General features: G+C 67.9%; 24 protein-coding genes. 20 read left to right on the forward strand and 4 right to left on the reverse strand.

The annotated features are described in order from the left end of the window. Positions 1-21: 21 nt before the first annotated feature. Together MOQ72_RS06180 and MOQ72_RS06185 are read right to left on the reverse strand one after the other, a co-directional pair. Entirely contained in the window at positions 22-1,305 is a 1,284-nt protein-coding gene (locus tag MOQ72_RS06180; RefSeq protein ID WP_242181105.1) for an extracellular solute-binding protein, read from the reverse strand. After that, positions 1,302-2,489, reverse strand: coding sequence for an ROK family protein (locus tag MOQ72_RS06185; RefSeq protein WP_242181106.1), 1,188 nt, complete (start codon positions 2,487-2,489; stop codon positions 1,302-1,304). The genes MOQ72_RS06180 and MOQ72_RS06185 overlap by 4 nt, the downstream gene beginning before the upstream one ends. 322 nt (positions 2,490-2,811) lie before the next feature. Between MOQ72_RS06185 and hemB the strand changes: the two genes are divergently transcribed. From hemB to MOQ72_RS06265, 16 genes are all read left to right on the forward strand, one after another. Continuing rightward, positions 2,812-3,795 (forward strand): porphobilinogen synthase, encoded by a 984-nt coding sequence (hemB, locus tag MOQ72_RS06190; protein WP_242181107.1) that lies wholly within the window; start codon positions 2,812-2,814, stop codon positions 3,793-3,795. Continuing rightward, positions 3,792-4,376, forward strand: a complete 585-nt coding sequence (locus MOQ72_RS06195) for a hypothetical protein (protein WP_242181108.1) — start codon at positions 3,792-3,794, stop codon at positions 4,374-4,376. Before hemB ends, MOQ72_RS06195 begins: the two co-directional genes overlap by 4 nt. Positions 4,377-4,416: 40 nt before the next feature. Then, the gene (locus tag MOQ72_RS06200) at positions 4,417-4,953 is read left to right on the forward strand and encodes a hypothetical protein (protein WP_242181109.1); all 537 of its coding nucleotides are present in this window, start codon (positions 4,417-4,419) and stop codon (positions 4,951-4,953) included. A gap of 134 nt (positions 4,954-5,087) precedes the next feature. Then, a complete protein-coding gene (locus MOQ72_RS06205; RefSeq protein ID WP_242181110.1) occupies positions 5,088-5,648 on the forward strand; it encodes a hypothetical protein in 561 nt (186 codons plus the stop codon). Between the two features lie 52 nt (positions 5,649-5,700). Beyond that, complete coding sequence (locus tag MOQ72_RS06210; RefSeq protein ID WP_242181111.1) at positions 5,701-6,360, forward strand: hypothetical protein; 660 nt, start codon at positions 5,701-5,703, stop codon at positions 6,358-6,360. Continuing rightward, complete coding sequence (locus tag MOQ72_RS06215) at positions 6,360-6,779, forward strand: hypothetical protein (protein ID WP_242181112.1); 420 nt, start codon at positions 6,360-6,362, stop codon at positions 6,777-6,779. Before MOQ72_RS06210 ends, MOQ72_RS06215 begins: the two co-directional genes overlap by 1 nt. Beyond that, complete coding sequence (gene mce1N / locus MOQ72_RS06220; protein ID WP_242181113.1) at positions 6,772-7,206, forward strand: transport-regulating membrane protein Mce1N; 435 nt, start codon at positions 6,772-6,774, stop codon at positions 7,204-7,206. Before MOQ72_RS06215 ends, mce1N begins: the two co-directional genes overlap by 8 nt. 199 nt (positions 7,207-7,405) lie before the next feature. Beyond that, complete coding sequence (locus tag MOQ72_RS06225) at positions 7,406-8,071, forward strand: hypothetical protein (RefSeq protein ID WP_242181114.1); 666 nt, start codon at positions 7,406-7,408, stop codon at positions 8,069-8,071. 51 nt (positions 8,072-8,122) lie between these two features. Then, entirely contained in the window at positions 8,123-8,485 is a 363-nt protein-coding gene (locus MOQ72_RS06230) for a hypothetical protein (RefSeq protein WP_242181115.1), read from the forward strand. 34 nt (positions 8,486-8,519) lie between these two features. Beyond that, positions 8,520-9,869: a glutamate-1-semialdehyde 2,1-aminomutase gene (gene hemL, locus MOQ72_RS06235; protein WP_242181116.1), complete on the forward strand. Its 1,350-nt coding sequence runs from the start codon at positions 8,520-8,522 to the stop codon at positions 9,867-9,869. Next, positions 9,866-10,501 carry a histidine phosphatase family protein gene (locus tag MOQ72_RS06240; RefSeq protein ID WP_242181117.1) on the forward strand — a complete coding sequence of 212 codons (636 nt, stop codon included), beginning with the start codon at positions 9,866-9,868 and terminating at the stop codon, positions 10,499-10,501. The genes hemL and MOQ72_RS06240 overlap by 4 nt, the downstream gene beginning before the upstream one ends. Beyond that, entirely contained in the window at positions 10,498-11,088 is a 591-nt protein-coding gene (locus MOQ72_RS06245; RefSeq protein ID WP_242181118.1) for a TlpA family protein disulfide reductase, read from the forward strand. Before MOQ72_RS06240 ends, MOQ72_RS06245 begins: the two co-directional genes overlap by 4 nt. Positions 11,089-11,581: 493 nt before the next feature. Continuing rightward, positions 11,582-12,364 (forward strand): cytochrome c biogenesis CcdA family protein, encoded by a 783-nt coding sequence (locus MOQ72_RS06250; protein ID WP_242181119.1) that lies wholly within the window; start codon positions 11,582-11,584, stop codon positions 12,362-12,364. Continuing rightward, the gene (gene resB / locus MOQ72_RS06255) at positions 12,364-13,986 is read left to right on the forward strand and encodes a cytochrome c biogenesis protein ResB (protein ID WP_242181120.1); all 1,623 of its coding nucleotides are present in this window, start codon (positions 12,364-12,366) and stop codon (positions 13,984-13,986) included. The genes MOQ72_RS06250 and resB overlap by 1 nt, the downstream gene beginning before the upstream one ends. After that, the gene (gene ccsB, locus MOQ72_RS06260; RefSeq protein WP_242181121.1) at positions 13,986-14,987 is read left to right on the forward strand and encodes a c-type cytochrome biogenesis protein CcsB; all 1,002 of its coding nucleotides are present in this window, start codon (positions 13,986-13,988) and stop codon (positions 14,985-14,987) included. Before resB ends, ccsB begins: the two co-directional genes overlap by 1 nt. A 236-nt stretch (positions 14,988-15,223) precedes the next feature. Then, the gene (locus MOQ72_RS06265; RefSeq protein ID WP_242181122.1) at positions 15,224-16,807 is read left to right on the forward strand and encodes an AAA family ATPase; all 1,584 of its coding nucleotides are present in this window, start codon (positions 15,224-15,226) and stop codon (positions 16,805-16,807) included. Between the two features lie 37 nt (positions 16,808-16,844). Here MOQ72_RS06265 and MOQ72_RS06270 read toward each other — a convergent pair whose 3' ends face one another. Beyond that, the gene (locus MOQ72_RS06270) at positions 16,845-17,036 is read right to left on the reverse strand and encodes a hypothetical protein (protein WP_242181123.1); all 192 of its coding nucleotides are present in this window, start codon (positions 17,034-17,036) and stop codon (positions 16,845-16,847) included. A 395-nt stretch (positions 17,037-17,431) separates the two neighbouring features. Then, positions 17,432-17,656, reverse strand: a complete 225-nt coding sequence (locus MOQ72_RS06275; protein WP_168585575.1) for a BldC family transcriptional regulator — start codon at positions 17,654-17,656, stop codon at positions 17,432-17,434. A 196-nt stretch (positions 17,657-17,852) separates the two neighbouring features. Here MOQ72_RS06275 and MOQ72_RS06280 point away from each other — a divergent pair, with 196 nt between their 5' ends. The 4 genes from MOQ72_RS06280 (at position 17,853) to MOQ72_RS06295 (ending at position 20,331) form a co-directional block, all read left to right on the forward strand. After that, positions 17,853-18,164 (forward strand): DUF4229 domain-containing protein, encoded by a 312-nt coding sequence (locus MOQ72_RS06280; RefSeq protein ID WP_242181124.1) that lies wholly within the window; start codon positions 17,853-17,855, stop codon positions 18,162-18,164. An 8-nt stretch (positions 18,165-18,172) separates the two neighbouring features. After that, positions 18,173-19,258, forward strand: coding sequence for an L-cysteine desulfhydrase Cds1 (cds1, locus tag MOQ72_RS06285; protein WP_372495304.1), 1,086 nt, complete (start codon positions 18,173-18,175; stop codon positions 19,256-19,258). Between the two features lie 33 nt (positions 19,259-19,291). Beyond that, on the forward strand, positions 19,292-19,858 hold the full coding sequence (locus MOQ72_RS06290) for a DUF3558 family protein (protein WP_242181323.1): 567 nt from the start codon (positions 19,292-19,294) through the stop codon (positions 19,856-19,858). A gap of 143 nt (positions 19,859-20,001) precedes the next feature. Beyond that, on the forward strand, positions 20,002-20,331 hold the full coding sequence (locus MOQ72_RS06295) for a hypothetical protein (protein ID WP_242181125.1): 330 nt from the start codon (positions 20,002-20,004) through the stop codon (positions 20,329-20,331). Positions 20,332-20,343 lie beyond the last annotated feature (12 nt).

Consider the following 20,343-nt stretch of genomic DNA (forward strand, 5'->3'; position numbering starts at 1 on the left):
ACCGCACGGGGTTCATCGGGCTCAACCGCCCTGCTTGTTGAACACGTCGGTGGCGTGCTTGTCGTACTCGGCGGCCGACTGGGCGATGTCCGCGCCGCTGGCGATCTTCGAGAAGAACTGCTCGTTGTAGCGCTCGTTCTCCAACGTCGCCTCGCCGGGGCTGTTCGGCAGCGGGAAGCTGTGCCCGCTGGCCTGCGCGGCGACGGTGAGCTGCTCCGGAACTCCTTCGGCGGGCAGGAAACCGGGCACGATCGGCAGCAGGTTCAACTGTTGCGCCATCTTCTGCTGGAACGTCTTCGAGGTGATGATCCGCAGCCAGTCCTTGGCCAGCGCCTGGTCCGGGCTGTTGGTGGCGATGCCGATCGTGGAACCGGAGACGATGACCGGCAGCGACGCGTCCGCGGTGAATCCGGGCATCGGGAAGAAACCGATCTTGTCGGCCAGCGCGGGGTTCTTCTCCAGCACGCTGGCCGGTTCCCACGCTTTCACGTACAGCATCGCGGCCTTGCCGTCGGCGAAGATCTGCGTCTGGTCCGGGTCCGTCGTGTTGACGCCCACCGACGACGGGGTGGAGCAGGTGTTCTGGAAGTTCTGCCACGCCTGCAGGCCCTCGACGGACTTGGCGTCGCTCATCGTCGCGGTCCACTTGCCGTCGGACTGCTTCGCGACGTTCGCGCCCTTTCCGAAGAGGAACGGCACGCCCGCGAACCAGTACTCGCCGGGCATGTAGAAGCCGGAGAAGTTGGGCACCGCGGTGTTCTTCGCCGCGAGCACCCGGCAGTCCTGCTCAAGCTGCTCGATGGTCTTCGGGGGTTCGGTGATACCGGCGGCCGCGAACAGTTCCTTGTTGTACATCACCACTTTGGTCCCGCCGTACAGCGGCGTCGCGTACAACTTCCCGTCGTACTCCGATGGCGCGGCCAGTCCGGACAGCCAGTTCGCGGAGTCCTCGAAGGAATTGCGGTCGAGTTCGGCGAGCCCGCCCGAGTAGGTCTGCAGCGGGGTCTGGGTGTTGCCCATCTCGACGATGTCGGGCGGGTTGTTGGTGGCCAGCGCCGTGGTCAGCTTGGTGACGATGTTGTCCCACTGCTGGATCTCGACGTGCACCTGGACGCCGGGGTGCTGGCGGGCGAACTCGGCGTTGACGTCCTGGACGAGCGGGCTATCACCGGGGCCGCCGGTCATCATCCAGATGGTGAGGGTGTTGTCCGATTCGCCGCTGGGGCCCGCGCCGCCGCACCCGCTCAACGCGAGGACCGCGACCGACAGTGCGGCGAGCGCGAAACGCGATCGTGTTCGGCTCATTCCTTTCGCTCCTTCGGTTCGTCGATTGCGCAGCTTTCGAGCTGGCCGAGGATCTGCTCGCGGTCGACGTCGATCGAGGCGAGGTGATCCGGACTGACCCCCAAGGCCGTGTACAGGCGGGACAGCGAGGAGGCCATCGCCCCGAGCAGCCCGGCCGAGTCACCGAGGGCGGACTTCTTGATGACGGTGCGGACGCCGACCGTCGCCGCGACCTCGTCGCTGATGCGGTGCAGCGCTGCCCCGGTGAAGGAATCGGAGAAGCCGCCGGTGAGCACCACGGTTCGCGGTTCGTAGGCGAGTGCGACGATGGAGACGAGGTGGGTGATCGCCTCGTCGACCTCGTGCAGCAGCGCACCGTACTTCTCGCGGTCGGCGAACAGCGATGAGGTGGACGCCACGTCGATGCCCCGGTCCCGCGCGTACGCGGCGAGACCAGCCCCGGAGATGAGGTCCCGGAGCCGGTGCGTCCGCCCCGGCAGTCGCAGTCGGCCGAACTCGCCGAGCAGCCCGCCCGCGCCGGTGAGGATCTGGCCGTTGATCGAGATCGCGACCCCCAGCCCGGTGCCCATGCTCAGCAGCACGGCGGTCTCCGACTCGGGCAGCGAGCCGTATTGGCGCTCGCCGAGCAGGGCCAGGTTCGAATCGTTGGCGATGATCGTCGGGACCCGCAGCAGCCGCGAGACTTCCGCTATGAAGGCGGTTCCCTGGATCTGTTCGAGGTTGTGCGAACCGACGACCGTCTTGCTGTCCCCCGCGACGGCACCGGGTAGGCCGATCGTCACCGCGTGCAGGGGGATGCCCGCACCGTGGTCACGCACCAGCCCGCTGATGCGCTCCGCGACCCACCGCGCGAGCGCTTCGGCCGGGAGTTGCCGCGGGGTGGCGTCCCGGCTGCGGATCAGCGGTCGGCCCAGCGCATCGGAAACGAGCACGCGGCAGTGGGTGCCGCCGAGGTCCACGCCGCACACCACCGCGGAACGGCCGTTGAACCCGACGGCCGTGGAATTGCGCCCAGGGCCCTCCCGCAGGATGCGGCGGCGTTCCAGCACCAGCTGGCCGGACATCAGGTCGTCGACGATGCGGAACACCGTTGCCCGGCTCAGGCCGGTGTCGCGGATCAGTTGCTGGCGATCCATCTCATGGCCGGACAGCAGCGCCGCCAGGACGGTGCTGCGGTTGGACACGCGGGAAAGGGAAGTGTCGGCCACAATTACTCTCACAGTGAGAAGAATTGAATGCGCTGACTCTAATTGGTCCACCCGGCTTCCGGCCAGACCTCGTCATTACGTTCGGGTAAAGGCTGACAACCCGTCTCCGTGCTCGTTTCGGGTGGCTGCACCCCAGCGGGAGCGGCGTCGCTTCGAAACAGGGCAGTTCCCCGCGGGTGGTCGACAGGGTCCGGCGAGCCGCGACCGGATCGCTGATCCGACGCCCTCGACCCGAGGGTTCCTCGGGTCGTTAGGCTCGTGGTGTCACCCCGCCGAGTCTGCCTGGGGAGCCGCTGTTATGTATCCCTCGCACCGTCCGCGTCGCCTGCGGCGAAACGCCGCCGTGCGCCGCTTGGTGTCCGAGACGTCCGTGGAGCCGCGGCACCTGGTGCTGCCGATGTTCGTTCGCGAGGGCGTCGGCGAGCCGGTGCCGATCCCGTCGATGCCCGGTGTCGTGCAGCACAGCCGGGATTCGCTGCGCAAGGCCGCGGTCGACGCGGTCAGCGCCGGGGTAGGTGGCCTGATGCTCTACGGCGTGCCCGCGCAGCGGGACGCGGTGGGTTCGGGCGCGGTCGACCCGGACGGCATCCTCAACGTCGCGCTGCGCGACGTTGCCGCCGAGGTCGGCGACGACACCGTCCTGATGGCCGACCTGTGCCTGGACGAGTTCACCGATCACGGGCACTGCGGCGTGCTGGACGACGACGGCTCCGTGGACAACGACCGCACGCTCCAGCTCTACGGCGAGATGGCCGTGGCGCAGGCCCAGTCCGGGGCACACGTGGTGGGTCCCAGCGGCATGATGGACGGCCAGGTCGGCGTGATCCGCGAGTCGTTGGACGCGACGGGCTTCAGCGACACCTCGATCCTCGCCTACTCGGTGAAGTACGCCTCGGCGTTCTACGGCCCGTTCCGCGACGCGGTCGACTCGCAGTTGAAGGGCGACCGCAAGACCTACCAGCAGGACCCGGCCAACGGCCGGGAAGCGCTGCGCGAGGTGGACCTGGACCTCGCCGAGGGCGCCGACCTGGTGATGGTCAAACCGGCGATGTCCTATTTGGACGTTGTGCGCAACGTCGCGGAAGTTGCCGACGTGCCGGTGGCCGCCTACCAGGTGTCCGGTGAGTACTCGATGATCGAGGCTGCGGTCGCCAACGGCTGGCTGGACCGGCAGCGCACCGTGTTGGAGACGCTGACCTCGATCCGCCGGGCAGGTGCGGACATCGTCCTGACCTATTGGGCGGTCGAGGCCGCGGGGTGGCTGCGGGACGCACGGGCATGACCGAGTTGGGGCAGCAGGTGGACGCATTCGGCCGACCGCAACCGGATCCGTCGGTGCCGCGGTCGTTGCTGCTGGCGCGTTGGCTGTGGATCGGGGCGGTGCTGGTCGGTGTCGTGCAGGCGTTCATCCAGCTCGTCGACCGGCCGAGGCTGATCGCCGAACTTCGCCAGCTGCAACCGGAGATGAGCCAGCAGGACCTGGACGCCGCGGCCAACAGCGGGATCATGTTCACGTTCCTGCTCAAGGCGATGATCCTGCTGGTGTACGTGCTGTTGTCCAGGCGGCTGCTGGAAGGCCGCAACTGGGCCCGCGTCGTGCTCACCGTCTTCGGCGGGTTCGGGGTGTTCAACGCGCTGCTCACGGTGCTCCTGGTCGCGCTGGTCGGCACCGCGCTGGTCCGGGAGCTCAGCGGGGTCGCCATCACGGGCGTCGACGTCGCCTTCTCGTTGGTCGTGATGGTCATCGAGATCGCCGCGGTCGTGTTCATGTACCGCCCGGAGTCCAACCAGTTCATCCGGGCGGCGCGCGACCGGCGGCGAGCCGGTCACCCGCCGGGTCCGGTTGGTAACGGTTGGTCATAGTGCCTGGACAGCGGCTGGTCCGGTTCCTAATCTGAGGCATGTGACGTCGCCGCAGGAACCTGAACGCGAGCCGTTCGCCGCGCCGCCGGTATCCGCGAACGAGCTGTCCGGGCCGGGTCGGCCGAACACGGTCGACTACTCGTTCTGGGCGGGCATCGCCAGCGTGGTCGTCGGTTTCGCGATGCTGGCGGCGGCCTTCCTGCTGGTGTCCGACGCGGAACTGCAACTGGTGGTGCGGGAGACCGAGGTCCAGGGCCAGCGGATCACCCTGGAACAGGCGCGCGGCATCTACCTCGCGGTGGTGGCGGTGATGACCGCGATCGTCGCGGTCATCGCGGGATTGTGGATCATGTTCCTGTTCTTCATGCGCCGGGGGCGGAACTGGGCCCGCATCGTGATCACGGTCGCCGGTGCGCTGTGGTTCCTGCTGACCATCCCGTCAGTGGTCGGTGGTTCCGCGGGCGACATCACCACCGCGCTGCTCGCGGTGCTCCAACTGCTGGCGGTGGCGGCGACGGTGGTTTTCGCTCATCTCGCACCGTCGAACCAGTACTTCCAACTCGCCCGGCGCGGTTGAGGTCGTCGGAGGTTTTCGCGAGGACAGCCCCGGCGTGGCGCGGCGTACAAAAGCCAGCCGCTTTCGCTGGCATTTGAGCGCGCATTAATGTCGGAGCCCCACCCAACTGGTACTCGCTGTATTACGGTCGGCGCGTGACGTCTCCGCAAAACCCTTGGCAGCACGCGCCGAATCCGCCGCAGTTCGCGCCACAACCCGGCTTCGCCGGTGGTTATCCGCCGCAGTTCGCGGGCCCGAAGCCACCCGGCGCGGTGGCCTTCGCGAGCCTGCTCGGCATCGCGGTTCCGCTCCTCTCCGCCGTGTTGAGCGTCGTCAGCCTCGCGCTCATGTTCGTGCAAATCGGCGAGTACCTGAGCAGCATGTGGGGCGTCGTCGCCTGGAACACCTCCTTCACCTTCTCCGCCGTGGTGCTCAGCGTGTTGTGGGTGGTGTTCTCACTGCGGATGCGGGCCGGTCGGGGGTGGGCGCGGACCACTTTGGCGATCCTGGCCGTGCTCTGGCTGCTCTACGACCTCTACTCGATCGTCATGTTCTTCGTGAACACCGGCGGAGATCTGGGAATGGTCATCCGCTACCCGACCATGCTGATCGGTGTCGTGCAGATGTTGCTGGTGTTCGTCACAACGGTGCTCTTCCTGGTTCTGGTGTTCCTGAAACCGTCGAACGACTACTTCAAGCTCATGCGCGGCCGATGAGTTTCGCCAACCAAGTGGACAGCGGGTGAGCCGTGTTCATACTGTTTGCCCTGTGACTTCGCCACAAAATCCTTGGCAACAAGGTGGGTACCCGCAGAGCGGGACTCCTTCCGGCGGTTTTCCGCAGCAATACCCGCAGTACCCGCGGCAGAACCCGTTCGCGGCGCCGCCGGTGTCGGCGCACGAGATGGGCGCGGTTCGGCGGCCGATGACCATCGAGATCGCGTTCTGGATCGCGGTCGTGGTGCCACTGCTCGCGACGGTGCTCTCAGTGGTGAGCTATCTGCTGCTGCAGGGCGTCGTGAACGACGCCATCGGCAGCGCGGGCAGCGGCTCGACGGAGATCGACGCGCAGATCTCGTCCGTCGCCAACGGCGTCATGCTGTTCTTCTTCATCGTGCTCACGATCATCTACCTGGTCCTGACCGCGTTGTGGATCCTGTTCGGCTTCAAGATGCGGGTCGGCCGGAACTGGGCGCGGATCACGCTCACGGTGTTCGCCAGCGTTTGGGCGCTGTCCGGCGTCGTCGGCCTGATCCAGGGCGGCACGATGACCACGACCGGCTCGCTGGGCGACCTGGAGGTGCCCGGCTCGTACTACGCGATGGCCTACGCGCAGTCCGGATTGGGCCTGGTCGCGATGGCGGTGTTCATCACGCTGGTCTTCCTGAAGCCGTCGAACTGGTTCTTCCAGGCGGCGAACCGGCACTGATGGAATCGCCGCGACCGCTGCGCTACGCCATCGTCCTGTGGTGGGTGGTGGCGTTCGTCCTGGTGCTGCAGACGGTGCTGATGTGGGTCGGTCGCGACGCTTTGCCGCAACGGCTGATCGAAGGGCGGCAGGCGACGGCGGCGGACGCTGCTGCCCGCGCGGAGCAGCTCCTGCTGGTCAACACCGGGTTCGCCGCCGTTCTCGCGGGCGCCTACCTGCTGTTGGGGGCGATGCTGTTCAACCGGCGGCCGTGGGCGCGGATCGCCCTGTCGGCGTTCGCGTTGGTGCACCTGGTGTTGTTGCTGGGTACTGGGGCGGTGTTCAGCACGAACGCGATCTTGCTGATCCTCGGCGTGGCTGCGGCGGTGCTCATGTGGCGGCGGCCGAGCACGGAATGGCTGACGGGTGAACATGACTGAGCCGGTGTTGTACGCGGAGCGCGGCAGCAGCTGGTGGCCGGTGCTGTGGGGCCCAGCGTTCGCGGTGCTCGGGCTGGGCGTCGAGGCGTTGACGCCTGGCCCGGTGCACCTGACGACGTGGCTGCTGATCGCTGGTGCGCTCGCGGTCACCGCAGCGATCTGGGTCTACGGTCGCCGTCGGCTGGTCTCGGTGCGGCTCACACCGACCGAGCTGGCGCAGGGGCGGGAAGAACTCGCGGTCAGCCGCATCACCGCTGTCACCGACGTGGGAGCGCCGGTGGGGGCACGGGTGCTCGGCGGAAGCTGGACGGTCCCGAAGGGAACGGGCGAAGTACCGCTTCGAATCGAAGCCGACGAAGTAGTCCTGGCCTGGGCGAGGAACCCCGAAGCACTGACGAGGGCACTGGCCCGCCTAGTGGAGCAGTAGCCATGCTTTCGGGTCTACGAACACCTGATCGAATTAAGTGAGCTAGCCCGCTGTGGTGCGCTTGAATGATCTCCGCTGTCTAGCGGCGGGAGCAGACCCGGACAGCAAAGTGCCCCGGGCGGCATGCAGAGCAGAGGCGGACCCGGGGCCTACGCGGATCAATTTACCACAAGACCATTGGCAGCGGAGGAGATCCGGCTTGACCAGACGAACGACGCACGCCGAACTGCCGGAATGGGTCCGCACCCTGCTGTCGGAATCCCGCTTCGATCGGTACCTCAAGGCCGCTGGTGGCGAGATCGACGTAGCCGTCCGCCTTTACGACTGGAACGTCGAGGTGTCAGCGGCGTTCTTCGGCCCGCTGCACTGGCTTGAGGTTTCCCTCCGCAACGCGCTGAACCACCGGCTGCGCCATCGGTACGGTCAAGATGACTGGTGGTCAGCAGCGCCGTTGACGGACAACGGTCGGCTCAAGGTCTCCCGTGCTCGCCGGAAGCTCGGTCAGCAGAAAGTCGGGCAGTTCTCCCCGGATGACGTGGTCGCCGAGCTCACCTTCGGGTTCTGGGTTTCGCTGCTCAGCCGGGTCCACGACCGCATGTTCTGGGTTCCGGTGCTGCACAAGTCCTTTCCGAACTACGCGGGTTCTCGGCATGCGCTCCACGGAGATTTCATGGGCATGCTGGACTTCCGGAACCGGGTCATGCACCACGAACCGATCTTCTACCTCGACCTGCCGGAGTACCACCAGCGGATCTATCGACTGCTGGGTTACCTGTCGCCGGACGCGGCCGAACACGCTGGCCGGACCGACCTGATCACCGACGTCCTCGAACGGCGCGACGAGGTTTGGCCTCGGATGGGGTAGACGCGCGGCTGGGTTGGGGTGCGCACGGCACGTCGTGAGACGCTTCGCTGCGTGACGAATCCCGAACCGCAGCCTTCGGATGGGCCGAAGCACAGCGCCGACGCAGCCGAACCCGTCGACTATTCCGTCGGTTCGGCCAGGTTGAACCAACCCTGGCGGGCTGCTGTGGCCGGGATCGAGTTCGTCGTGGCGGTTGGCCTGTTGCTGGCGGCTTGGTGGGCGTGGCGGCATGGCGCGGTGACGATCTACCTGTCCGGCCCGCACGGCGCCGTCGATGTCGTCACCAGGTCGATCGGGAGTTGGCTGGCGGCTGCGGTGGGCGCGGTGACCTTGGCCGGGTTGCTGCTGCTCGATGCGGTTCGGCAGTTGATGTTGGCCTCGCGGGCCCGCCGTCGGGAGTCCCACGGGGTGTGACCGGCCGCTGCGCTGCGCCTGTCAAACTGGGGACGTGACAGCTTCTGCGAACCCCGCATCGAATACGAACGACGATCCGGCTCCGCGGTCGCGGCAGCTGTTCGAACGCGCTCTCGCGGTGACGCCGGGCGGCGTCAATTCGCCGGTCCGAGCGTTCCACTCGGTCGGCGGAACGCCGAGGTTCATGGTGCGCGGCGAAGGTGCCTACCTCTGGGACGCCGACGACAACCGGTACGTGGACCTGGTGTCGTCGTGGGGACCGATGATCAACGGGCACGCGCACCCGGACGTGGTTCGGGCTGTTCAGGAGGCTGCTTCGCACGGCCTTTCCTTCGGCACCCCGGGTGTCGGCGAGATCGACCTCGCGCAGGAGATCATCGACCGCGTCGAGCCGGTCGAACAGGTCCGGTTGGTCAATTCGGGCACCGAGGCGACGATGAGCGCCGTCCGGCTGGCACGCGGTTTCACCGGACGGCAGAAGATCGTCAAGTTCGCCGGGTGCTACCACGGCCACGTCGACGCGCTGCTGGCCAGCGCCGGGTCGGGGGTCGCGACCCTCGGTCTGCCGACCTCGCCGGGGGTCACCGGTGCCCAGGCGGCCGACACCATCGTGCTGCCCTACAACGACCTCGACGTGGTGCGGCAGGTGTTCGCCGACCAGGGTGACGAGATCGCGTGCGTGATCACCGAAGCCGCAGCGGGCAACATGGGCGCGGTAGCGCCGCTGCCCGGTTTCAACGCCGGGCTGCGGGAGATCACCAGCGCAGCCGGGGCGCTGTTGATCATGGACGAGGTGATGACCGGTTTCCGGGTCTCCGCGGCTGGCTGGTTCGGCATCGACGGCGTCGCGGGTGATCTCTACACCTTCGGCAAGGTGATGTCCGGCGGGTTGCCCGCTGCGGCGTTCGGTGGTCGAGCCGACGTCATGGACCGCCTTGCCCCGTCCGGCCCGGTGTACCAGGCGGGCACGTTGTCCGGGAACCCGGTCGCCGTGGCAGCTGGGCTCGCCAACCTGCGCGCTGCCGACGCCGAGGTCTACGCGGCGCTGGACCGCAACGGCGAGCGGCTCGGCGACCTGCTCGGCAAGGCGCTGACCGCCGAAGGCGTGCCGCACCAGGTCGCGTTCGCGGCGAACATGGTCAGCGTCTTCTTCAGCGAGACGCCGGTGCGGGACTACGAGCAGGCCCAGGCCCAGCAGGTCTGGCGGTTCCCCGCGTTCTTCCACGAGCTGCTCAAGCGCGGCGTCTACCCACCGCCGAGCGCGTTCGAGTGCTGGTTCGTCAACGCGGCGATGGACGACGCGGCGTTCGAGGCGATCGCCGATGCGCTGCCGCACGCGGCCCGGGCTGCCGCCGCGGCGAAGGCGCCGGAGGCGGGAGCATGAGCGACGTGAAGACCGTGGTGCACTTCCTGCGCCACGGTGAAGTGCACAACCCCGAGGGGATCCTCTACGGGCGGCTGCCGGGATACGGGTTGTCGGACCGCGGCGAACAGCAAGCCAAGGTCGTCGCCGAGTTTCTGGCCGGGCGTGACATCGCCCACGTCGTCGCTTCGCCGCTGCAACGGGCCCAGCAGACCGCCCTGCCGATCAGCGCGATGTGCCAGCTCGACGTCGCCACCGACGACCGGCTCATCGAGGCCGACAACCGCTTCGAAGGGCTGAAGGTCTCCGTCGGGGACGGTGCGCTGCGGTCGCCCAAGCACTGGCCGAAGCTGTGGAACCCGCTTCGGCCGTCGTGGGGCGAGCCGTACCTGAAGATCGCGCACCGCATGCTGGGCGCGGCGCACCGGGCCCGTGCGGCGGCGTCCGGTCGGGAAGCGGTGTGCGTTTCGCACCAGCTGCCGATCTGGACGCTGCGCCGCTTCCTGGAGGGCAAGCCGATGTGGCACGACCCGCGGCGGCGGCAGTGCTCGCTGGCGTCGCTGACCAGCCTGGTCTTCCGCGGCGAGGAACTGGTGCGAATCGCCTACGTGGAACCCGCCGGGGGAACCGATCCGAAGGTGACAGGGGCATGAAACAGCTGTTGGTGCGCTTCGGGCTGGTCGCTGCGGCGTTAGCCCTGGTCGGCGGGTGCGCTACCCAGGGCGACGACGCAGTTTCGCAGGGCAGCGAGTTCACCTTCGTCTCGCCCGGCGGGCAGACCCGGCTCTTCTACCCGCAGCAGGAGCGCGGCCGGGTCTCCGGGCTGGCTGGCGAAAGCCTCCTGGAACCGGGCAAGCAGATCGGGCTGGACGACTTCAAGGGCCAGGTCGTGGTCCTGAACATCTGGGGCTCGTGGTGCGGACCGTGCCGGTCCGAAGCCGACGATCTGCAGGCGGTGCAGGACAAGACCGCCAGCCAAGGGGTACAGGTGCTCGGCGTCGACGTGCGGGACAGCCGCTCGGCGGCGACCGACTTCCACCGCGACCGGCAGCTGACCTACCCGTCGATCTTCGACCCGGCGGGGCGATCGCTATTGGCCCTGCGCCAGTTCCCGCGCAGCACCGTGCCAGCGACGATCGTGCTCGACCGGCAACACCGGGTCGCGGCGATCTTCCTGGAGGCGATGTTGGAAAGCGACCTGCTCCCCGAGGTGCAGAAGGTCGCCGCCGAACCGCGTTGACCGGTTCAGAGTCTGTCCTCGAACTCGTTTTGCGTTGCGGTGCGGGTAGCGGAACCTCAGGGGCTTTCTCGACTCCGGGATCCCCGACATCATGTATGTCCGATACACCGCGTCGTGGCTGTCCTCGCGAGAAAGCCCCTGAGAACCCGCGGCGGTGCCAGTTGCGCACGTGGGCTAAGCGGCTGGCGCCGCTTCAAAAACAAGATCAAAGACAGGCACTCAGCTCAGACCGCCTCCACTGCGGGCTCCGCCTGGACCCGCGCCGCCCAGGGGACGCAGCGTTCGCCGTTCGCTGGCACACGCGGCCGTTCCTTCGGGTGTGATACTCGCCTCCTAGCTGGTCAGCGCGGGTGGCCGGTGGTCCCGAAAACGCGGGACCAAAGGCCCTGGCAGCCTTGCCTCGTGCCTGGGCAACGCCTTCACCAGGAACGATGTGGGCCGGTTCACCCAGCCCGGTGCGTGGTCGTGGTCTTGACTTTCCTACCCTCGAAGCGTGAACCCCACCGAGCTCGCCGCGTCCGGTCCGCTGCTGTTCGCGGCGGCGGTCGCAGCGCTCGCCGGGGCGATCAGCTTCGCCTCGCCCTGCGTGGTGCCGCTGGTGCCCGGATACCTGGCCTATCTGGCCGGTGTCGTCGGCGCCGATGCCCCGCCGGTTGATGTCGTGGAAGCCGAGCAAGGCCGTCGCGGACGCTGGCGGGTGGCCGGGGCCGCCCTGCTCTTCGTGGCGGGGTTCAGCGTGGTGTTCGCGGCCGGTGCTGTGCTCCTCCTCGGGTTGTCGGACGTTCTGCTGGCCAACGAACTGGTCCTGCAGCGCATCGGTGGGATCGTCACCGTTGCGATGGGACTCGTGTTCCTCGGCTTGGTGCCTGCCCTGCAACGTGATGTGCGGGTGCACAGCGTGCCCCGCGCCGGGGTTTGGGGCGCACCGCTGCTGGGCGCGGTTTTCGGACTCGGGTGGACTCCCTGCCTCGGGCCGACGTTGGTCGGCGTCATTTCGGTCGCGGCAGGCACCGAAGTCGACACGGGCACCGCGGTCCGCGGCGTGCTGCTGGTCATTGCCTACTGCCTGGGGCTCGGCGTGCCGTTCGTGCTGCTCGCCATCGGTGCGAGGTGGGCGGTCCGCAGCGCGAGCTGGCTGCGTCGGCGGGGGCGCGCCATCCAGATCGCGGGCGGGGCGCTGCTGGTCGTGGTGGGCCTGCTGCTCGTCACCGGTTTGTGGGGAGAGCTGATCGCCATGCTTCGTGGCCCGATCGCCGGTTTCGAGACGCCGATCTGATGCGCGGCTACCTGACCACCACCCTGGCGTTCCTGCGCAACACCTGGCGCGGGTTGACTTCCATGCGCACCGCGCTGGTGCTGCTGTTCCTGCTCGCGCTGGCCGCGTTGCCCGGCGCGCTGATCCCGCAGCGCTCGCTGAACCAGTCCGAAGTGGACCGGTACTTCCGCGAATACCCGACGCTGGCGCCGATCCTCGACAAGCTCGGCGCGTTCGAAGTCTTCAGTTCGGTCTGGTTCGCCTCCATCTACGTGCTGCTGTTCATCTCCCTGATCGGCTGCCTGCTTCCGCGCTGCTACGAGTACTACAAGCAGTGGCGCAGCAAGCCGGTGCGGACGCCGCGCAACCTCAGCCGGATGCCGCACCACGAGACGGCCACCCTCGACGCCTCGGTCGACGAGGTGATGACCGCGGCGCGCAAGCGGCTGCGCGGCTGGCGGATGGTCGAACGCGACGAAGCCGACGGCTCGCGTTCGATCAGCGCCGAGCGCGGATTCCTGCGCGAAATCGGCAACCTCGTCTTCCACTTCGCCCTGGTCGGCCTCCTCATCGGGGTAGCGGGCGGCAAGCTGTACGGCTACGAGGGCCAGGTCATCGTGCTGGCCGACGGCTCCGAGTTCTGCAACTCCGGGACCTACAACTACGACTCCTTCCGCGCCGGGCTCACTGTCGACGGCACCCAGCTCAGCCCGTTCTGCGTGCGCGTCAACGACTTCGACGTGAAGTACCTGCCGACCGGGCAGGTCGAAAGCTTCCGCGTCGACACCCAGTACCAGTCCGGTGACGACCTGGCGACCAACACGTGGCGCCCCTACCTGCTGCAGGTCAACCACCCGCTGCGCACGGCCGGTGACCGCATCTACCTCAGCGGCAACGGATACGCCCCGAAGTTCACGGTGACCTTCCCCGACGGTCAGCAGCGCACCGGACTCGTCCAGTGGCAGCCGGTTTCCACGCAGACGATGCTTTCGCAAGGCGCCACCAAGTTCGATCCGCCGGGCGTGCAGGACGAGGCGCAGCGCCGCCAGAACCAACTCGCGATCACCGGCCTGTTCGCCCCCACCGCCACCTTCGACGGAGCCGTGCTGAGCTCCGGTTTCCCGGACCTGCTGGACCCGACCGTGGCCGTGGACGTGCTGCGCGGCGACCTCGGGCTCGACTCCGGGCGCGGCCAGTCGATCTTCGGGGTGGACCAGTCGATGGTGGACCAGGGCAGGCTCAAGCGGGTCGCCCGCCAGAACCTGCGCCTCGGCCAGGAGATCCGCCTCGACGACGGCACCACGATCCGCTTCGACGGCGTCGAGCGCTGGGCGAACCTGCAGATCTCGCACGATCCGTTCCAGCCGTGGGTGCTCGGCTTCGCCATCACGATCATCTTCGGCATCGGCACTTCGCTGACCATCAAGCGACGTCGGGTGTGGGTTCGAGCCGGGCCGAGCCCGGAACCGGATGAATCCGGTTCCGCGCGTACCGTTGTCGAAGTCGGCGGACTCGCCCGCACCGATCAGGCTGGCTACGGCGAGGAGTTCACCAAGCTGGCCGCCGACCTGCTGGTTACGGGTGTCGACCACTCGCCGCAGTCCCGCGCGGTCGCTGGACCCGCGCGCGAAAGGAAGAGCTGATGTCGGTCAACCAGACGCTGTCGACCTACAGCGACATGGCGTACGCGACCTCCGTGGTCATCTACATCGCCGCGATGCTGCTGTACTTCGGCGAATTCGCCTACGGCCGGGCCGGGACGGTTGGCCGCCGACGTGAGTCGGTGCTGGTCAACGCTGGCCGCGGCGAGTCCACCGCGACCGGCGTGATCGGGCACGTGGAGACCCCGAAGAAGCGCCCGCTGGCCGAACGACTGGGCGGCATGGCCGTCTCCATGACCGTGCTCGGCGCGTTGGTGCACGCTGCCTCCCTTCTGCTGCGCGGTGTCGCCACCGGCCGGGTGCCGTGGGGCAACATGTACGAATTCGGCTCGGCGATCTGCCTCGCCGCGGTGATCGCGTGGCTGATCGTGCTGTTCCGGCAGTTGCGCACCGAGCGGCGCGAAGCCACTCCGGCGCAGCTGCGCGGGCTCGGCGGGTTCCTGATGCTGCCGGTCGTCGTGCTGCTTTTCCTGTCCGGCACGGTGCTCTACGCCCAGGCCGCGCCGCTGCAGCCAGCGCTGCAGTCCTACTGGATCGTGATCCACGTGACCGCGGCGATCATCTCCAGCGGTGCCCTGCTGTTCGCCGGTGTCGCCAGCGTGCTGTACCTGCTGCGCTCCCGGTACGAGAACAACCCGTTGAAGCTGACCCGGTTCGGCTCCCGGCTGCCGACCAGCCAGGCGCTGGACCGGATCGCCTACCGCGCCACCGTGATCATCTTCCCGGTCTGGACGTTCGCCATCGTCGCGGGCGCGATCTGGGCGGAGGCGGCGTGGGGTCGCTTCTGGGGTTGGGACCCGAAGGAGACCTGCTCGTTCATCGCCTGGGTCGTCTACGCGGCGTACTTGCACGCTCGGGCCACCGCCGGTTGGCGGGGCATCCGTGCCGCGTGGATCAACATCTTCGGTCTGGCGGTCATGATCTTCAACCTGTTCTTCATCAACATCGTTGTCGCCGGTCTTCACTCGTACGCTGGACTGTGAGTTCATGATCGGGGTGCGCCGGGGCACCGCCACGAGTTGGCCGCACCGGTCGCATCGCCCGGTGCACTGCCCGCCACCTGCGCAATCCCGGCTCCGCGAGCCCTGATCGGCGGCGGAGCCGACCGCCCACCCCCGGTGACTTGCGGGTATATCTGGGACTACCGTGCCTTGCTGGGGCGGGGAGATCTCGATTCGGTCCGGCAGGGCCCGACTCGATTGTTGGAGGGACGGCAACGGTGACCGGACAGTACGAAGAGTCCGAAGCGCGGCGCGAGACCGGAGCTGCCGCGGCGCAGGCCGATGGTGCGCTCGCCGAGCCCCAAGCCACGGGCAACGGCGCGGCGCCGACTTCGGAAGGGCAGTACGTCGAGCCGGAGACGTCGCCGGGGCAACCGCATCCGGCCACCGAGCACCCGACACCGTCGTATGTGGACCCATCGCAGGTCGAGCAGTCAGGTCCGCATTCCGGGCCATATCCGATCGGCGCCCCGCCGCAACCGTATTACCCGGGCGGCGCACCGACCGGCGCCGCGGCGCCACCCCAGTACGTCGACCCGAGCCAGTCCGGTCCGCAGCAGTTTCCAGCGGCGCCGTACTACGGCGATGCGACGGCATCCGGCCCGCACCACCAACCGAACGTTTCGGGGCCGCACTCGGTACCTGGGGCGCAGTCGGGGCCCTACTCGGTTTCCGGTGGACCGTCCGGACCGTTCCCACCAGCTTCCGGTGGGCCGTCCGGACCGTACTCGACAGGCGACCAACCCTTCCCAGGGCAGCCGTACGGACAGCAGAACCAGCAGGGCGTGCCGCAACCCGGCCCGCAGCAGTCGTTTTCGTCATATCCCCAGGCTGCTCCATCCGCAGGCAGTGGGGATCGGCCATTCGGCCAGGACCTCTCGTCCGCTCAGCTACTCCGGCAGACCAAAAGGTCACCCCAATCGGGTTGGCGCAAGGCCGTCTACGTGGCCAGTGGCAAGACGGTGAACTTCGGCGAAGGACCGGCCGACCGGCGGCGCCGCGAGCTGATCACCAGGGTCAACCAACCGCTGCAGGGCTGCTACAAGATCGCGATGCTGAGTCTCAAGGGCGGGGTCGGCAAGACCACGACCACCGCGACGCTCGGCTCCACCTTCTCCTCGCTGCGTGGCGATCGGGTAATCGCCGTCGACGCGAACCCCGACCGCGGCACGCTGAGCCAGAAGATCCCGCTGGAGACCACCGCGACGGTCCGCCACCTGCTGCGGGACGCGCACCGGATCCGCAAGTACAGCGACGTCCGCGCATACACCTCGCAGGGGCCGAGTCGACTGGAGATCCTCGCCAGCGAGCAGGACCCAGCCGTTTCCGAGGCGTTCAGCGAGGACGACTACCGACGCACCGTCACGCTGCTGGAGCACTTCTACAACGTGGTGCTGACCGACTGCGGCACCGGTCTGATGCACTCCGCGATGAAGGGCGTGCTGGACCTGGCCGACTCGCTGGTCATCGTCTCGTCCAGCTCGATCGACGGCGCGCGCAGCGCTTCGGCCACATTGGACTGGCTGGATGCGCACGGGTACGGCGATCTGGTGGCCCGGTCCGTCGCGGTGATCAACTCGGTGCGCCCGGCCTCCGGCAAGGTCGACGTGGACAAGTTGGCGGCGCACTTCGCGGCGCGCTGCCGCGCGGTGTCGAAGATCCCGTTCGACCCGCACCTGGAGGAGGGTGCCGAAGTGGAACTGGACCGGCTCGACGCGCCGACCCGGATGGCGCTGTTGGAACTGGCCGCGATCGTGGCCGACGACTTCCCGCACGCGCCCGGCCGCAATCGGCACTCCTGACGCCGGTGTGGGCGGCTCGCGCCCACACCGCCGGAGTTCAGTCCTCTTCCCCCGGGTGCGGCTTGCGCTTCTGCTCGTCGAGCCGACGCAGGAAATCGGGATCGTCATCCGGCGCGATCGGCGCCTGCCGGGGACGCCGCCGCGCCGCCCCGGTCGGGTCGGGGCCGAACGCCTTCCACATCAGCACGACGATGGTGAGCGCACCGATCGCTGCCAGCACATAGACCATCGTGGCCACCTCCAACTGTCCCGCTTCGAGATTAGCCAATCCCAGCTGCGGTTGTCGTCGTCGTAGGTGGCACGGTGGCACGGCGGATCCAGGTGGCGCCTCGCTGGTGGGCGAGGAACCACCTCGATCGGCGGTCGTCGGCGGACCGCCAGCGATCTTCAGATCTTCGTCAGGGGCGCTCCAGCGGTTGTGGGCATCCCCATTCGGTCCCAGGTGGGCGGCGCGCACGCCGCTGACTCGGACCTTCGCGGATTCTCAGGCGTCGTCTCGCTGGTGCAGGGCCCCCCGCGTGGTGACGGTGATTCCTGGGGCGAGGCGGCGTCTGAGGTTCCGCTATCGGCACGCTGTGCGAGCCGATCTGAGCATCCTTTTCAGCGAATGCGGGTGGCCTTCCGTCAGGCCGACCGGTTGACGTCGTTGGTCAGTTCGGCGAGCAGGGTGCGGACCTCGGACTCGCGGAAGCGGCGGTGGCCTCCGGGGGTTCGGATGGAGCCGATCCGGCCAGCGGTCGCCCACCGCGTCACGGTCTTGGGATCGACCCGGAAGAGCGCCGCGACCTCACCGGGGGTGAGGAGCTGCTCCTGACCGTTCTGGCGAGGCTGCTGGGTCGTCGCGGTCACAGGTGACCTCCACGTTGCGAGAAATGGTTATTCGGGCATTCCGGTCGCATCCTGGCACCTGGATGGTCAGGTACTCGAACATTTGGGTTTAGGTAAAGGGAAGGTAAGGGACGAAAACGGCGCTTCGGGCGAGGTCGCAAGCCGTGCCCGCAGGCGCCCGGCCAGGCGCTCATCCGGTTGCTCTACCCTGGATGACGTGCAGGAACAGCGAGACGCCGAAACTCCGGGCCAAGGTTCGAAGTCGAACCTCGCGCGGGACATCGCGCTCTACACCGTCCTCCGGCTGGGGATGGTGGCGGCGGTCACCGCGGTGTTGATGCAGGTGGCGCCCGTGCTGGTCGCGTTGGCGGTGTCGCTCGTGGTGGTGATGCCGTTGTCGATGCTGGTGTTCGTCGGACCGCGCCGCAGGGTCGCCGCCGGGATGGCGGAGCGCGCGGCTGAGCGCCGGGCCCGTCGCGAAGAGCTCCGCGCGCAGCTGCGCGGCGAGCGAACCCCGGACGTGCAGTGATCGAAAGCATCGATCGTTCCTGCGCACGAACCCGAGGCTGGACCAGTGAGGCGGTTCGCGTCATCGAAGCCGACGCGAACCGGAGTGCGGACACCCACCTGTTGCGATACCCGTTGCCCGCGGAGTGGGGAATTGATCTTTATCTCAAGGATGAGTCAACACATCCGACTGGCTCGCTCAAGCACCGGCTGGCCCGATCGCTGTTCCTGTACGCGATCTGCAATGGTTGGGTGACGGAAAACACATCGGTCATCGAGGCGTCGTCGGGTTCCACCGCGGTCTCCGAGGCCTACTTCGCGCGTCTGCTGGGCCTGCCGTTCATCGCCGTGATGCCGCGCTCCACGAGCCGCGAGAAAGTGTCGCTGATCGAGTGGCAGGGCGGTCGCTGCCACTTCGTGGACGAACCAGGTGCGATCTACCGCGAGTCCCGTCGGCTGGCCGCTGAACTCGACGGTCACTTCATGGACCAGTTCACCCACGCCGAGCGGGCCACCGACTGGCGGGGCAACAACAACATCGCCGAATCGATCTTCGAGCAGCTGGCGCTGGAACCGCACGCCGAGCCCACCTGGGTCGTCGTCGGCGCGGGCACCGGCGGTACCTGCGCGACGATCGGGCGCTACCTGCGCTACCGGCGGCACAACACGAAGCTGGCCGTCGTCGACCCGGAGCACTCGGTGTTCTTCGACGCGTGGCGGGACGGTGACCCGGCCCGCACCAGCGACTCGGGTTCGCTGATCGAGGGCATCGGGCGGCCGCGGGTGGAACCGTCGTTCATCGGGCATGCGATCGACCGGATGATCAAGGTGCCGGATGCGGCGTCGATCGCCACCATCCGCTGCGTCGAGCAGGTGCTGGGGCGGCGCGTCGGCGGATCCACCGGCACCAACCTGTGGGGCGTGTTCGCGCTGGTGTCGGAGCTGGTCGAGCAGGGCCGCACCGGCAGCATCGTGACGTTGCTCTGCGACGGCGGGGAGCGCTACACGCACACCTACTACGACGACGAGTGGGTCGCGGAGCGCGGCCTGGATCTGAGCCCGCCACGCGCGGTCCTGGACCACTTCCACGCCACCGGCGAGTTCCGGGCAAACTGAGCGCCATAGCCCGCACGGGAGGTTGGTTTGTCGGTGAGGCGTTGGGGTTTGCTGTCTGCGGTCGCGCTGCTCGGGATGGCATCCGGGTGCACACCGGGCGAGCAGGCCCCGCCAGCCGCCGCGCCGACGACGCAGCCCACCACCACCGAGGAGTCCGCGACGGAATCAGCGGCGCCGTCGATCAGCCGGAACGTACCGCTGGAACAGCGGAAACGTCTCGCCGAACTGCCCGCCGACCAGGTTTGCGGGCTGGTCGACCTGGACGAGTTGGGCGCCTTGGCCTTCCCGGTGCGCAGCGGTGAACCGCAGGAGGTCGGCTTCGACCCACCGGTGCGCGGCTGCCGCTTCCAGGCCCGCACGGGCGGACGGTCCGTGCTGATCGGCGCCCAACCGGAGGGATTCGCGACGCTCGGCCGCGACGAGGTGCAGTTGGGTGCCGTTCGTGGCACCCAGACCATGCACGCGAGCGACTGCACCGTGTTCGCCGGTGTGTCGGGTGCGACGCTGCAAGTCTCCGTGACGGCGGGCGAAGCGGACACCGACCAGTGCGAGAAAGCCCAACTCATCACGCAGTACGTGCTCGCCGCCGTCGTGGTTTGATCCGCTCAGCGTCGAAATGGGTCAAGACGGGCCTTTCCGGCACGTTCGGTCACAAAACGAGAACGGTCCGCGCATTCGGTGAACCGGAGTAATCGCCGTGCAGTCGAATCCCCCGTGGAAACGGCGAATCGGGGGATTGATTGATGGCCGACAATTTGCGCGCGATTCCGGACGAGCTGAAGGGCTTCGGGGGCTTGTTGGAACGCAACGCCGGATATTTCAAGAAGATCGACCAGTGGGCGGAGAGCACCGCGTCCGACACCAGCGGTTTCACCGGCCTGATGATGGTGCTCATCCCCGTGGTGGAGATGGTGACCGCGCTCTACGGCGAAACCCTGGAATGGGCCAACTCGGCTTTGCTGAAGGTCAAGGAGGACCTCGCCGAAACGGCGGCGGACTACGAGGAAACCCAGCAGAAGGTCGCCGCTTTATTCAAGAAGATCCAGGACGACCTGGACCAGATCAAGGCGTGAGGGGGGCAGCGC

Source organism: Saccharopolyspora soli (genome assembly GCF_022678645.1).
GTDB lineage: Bacteria > Actinomycetota > Actinomycetes > Mycobacteriales > Pseudonocardiaceae > Saccharopolyspora > Saccharopolyspora soli.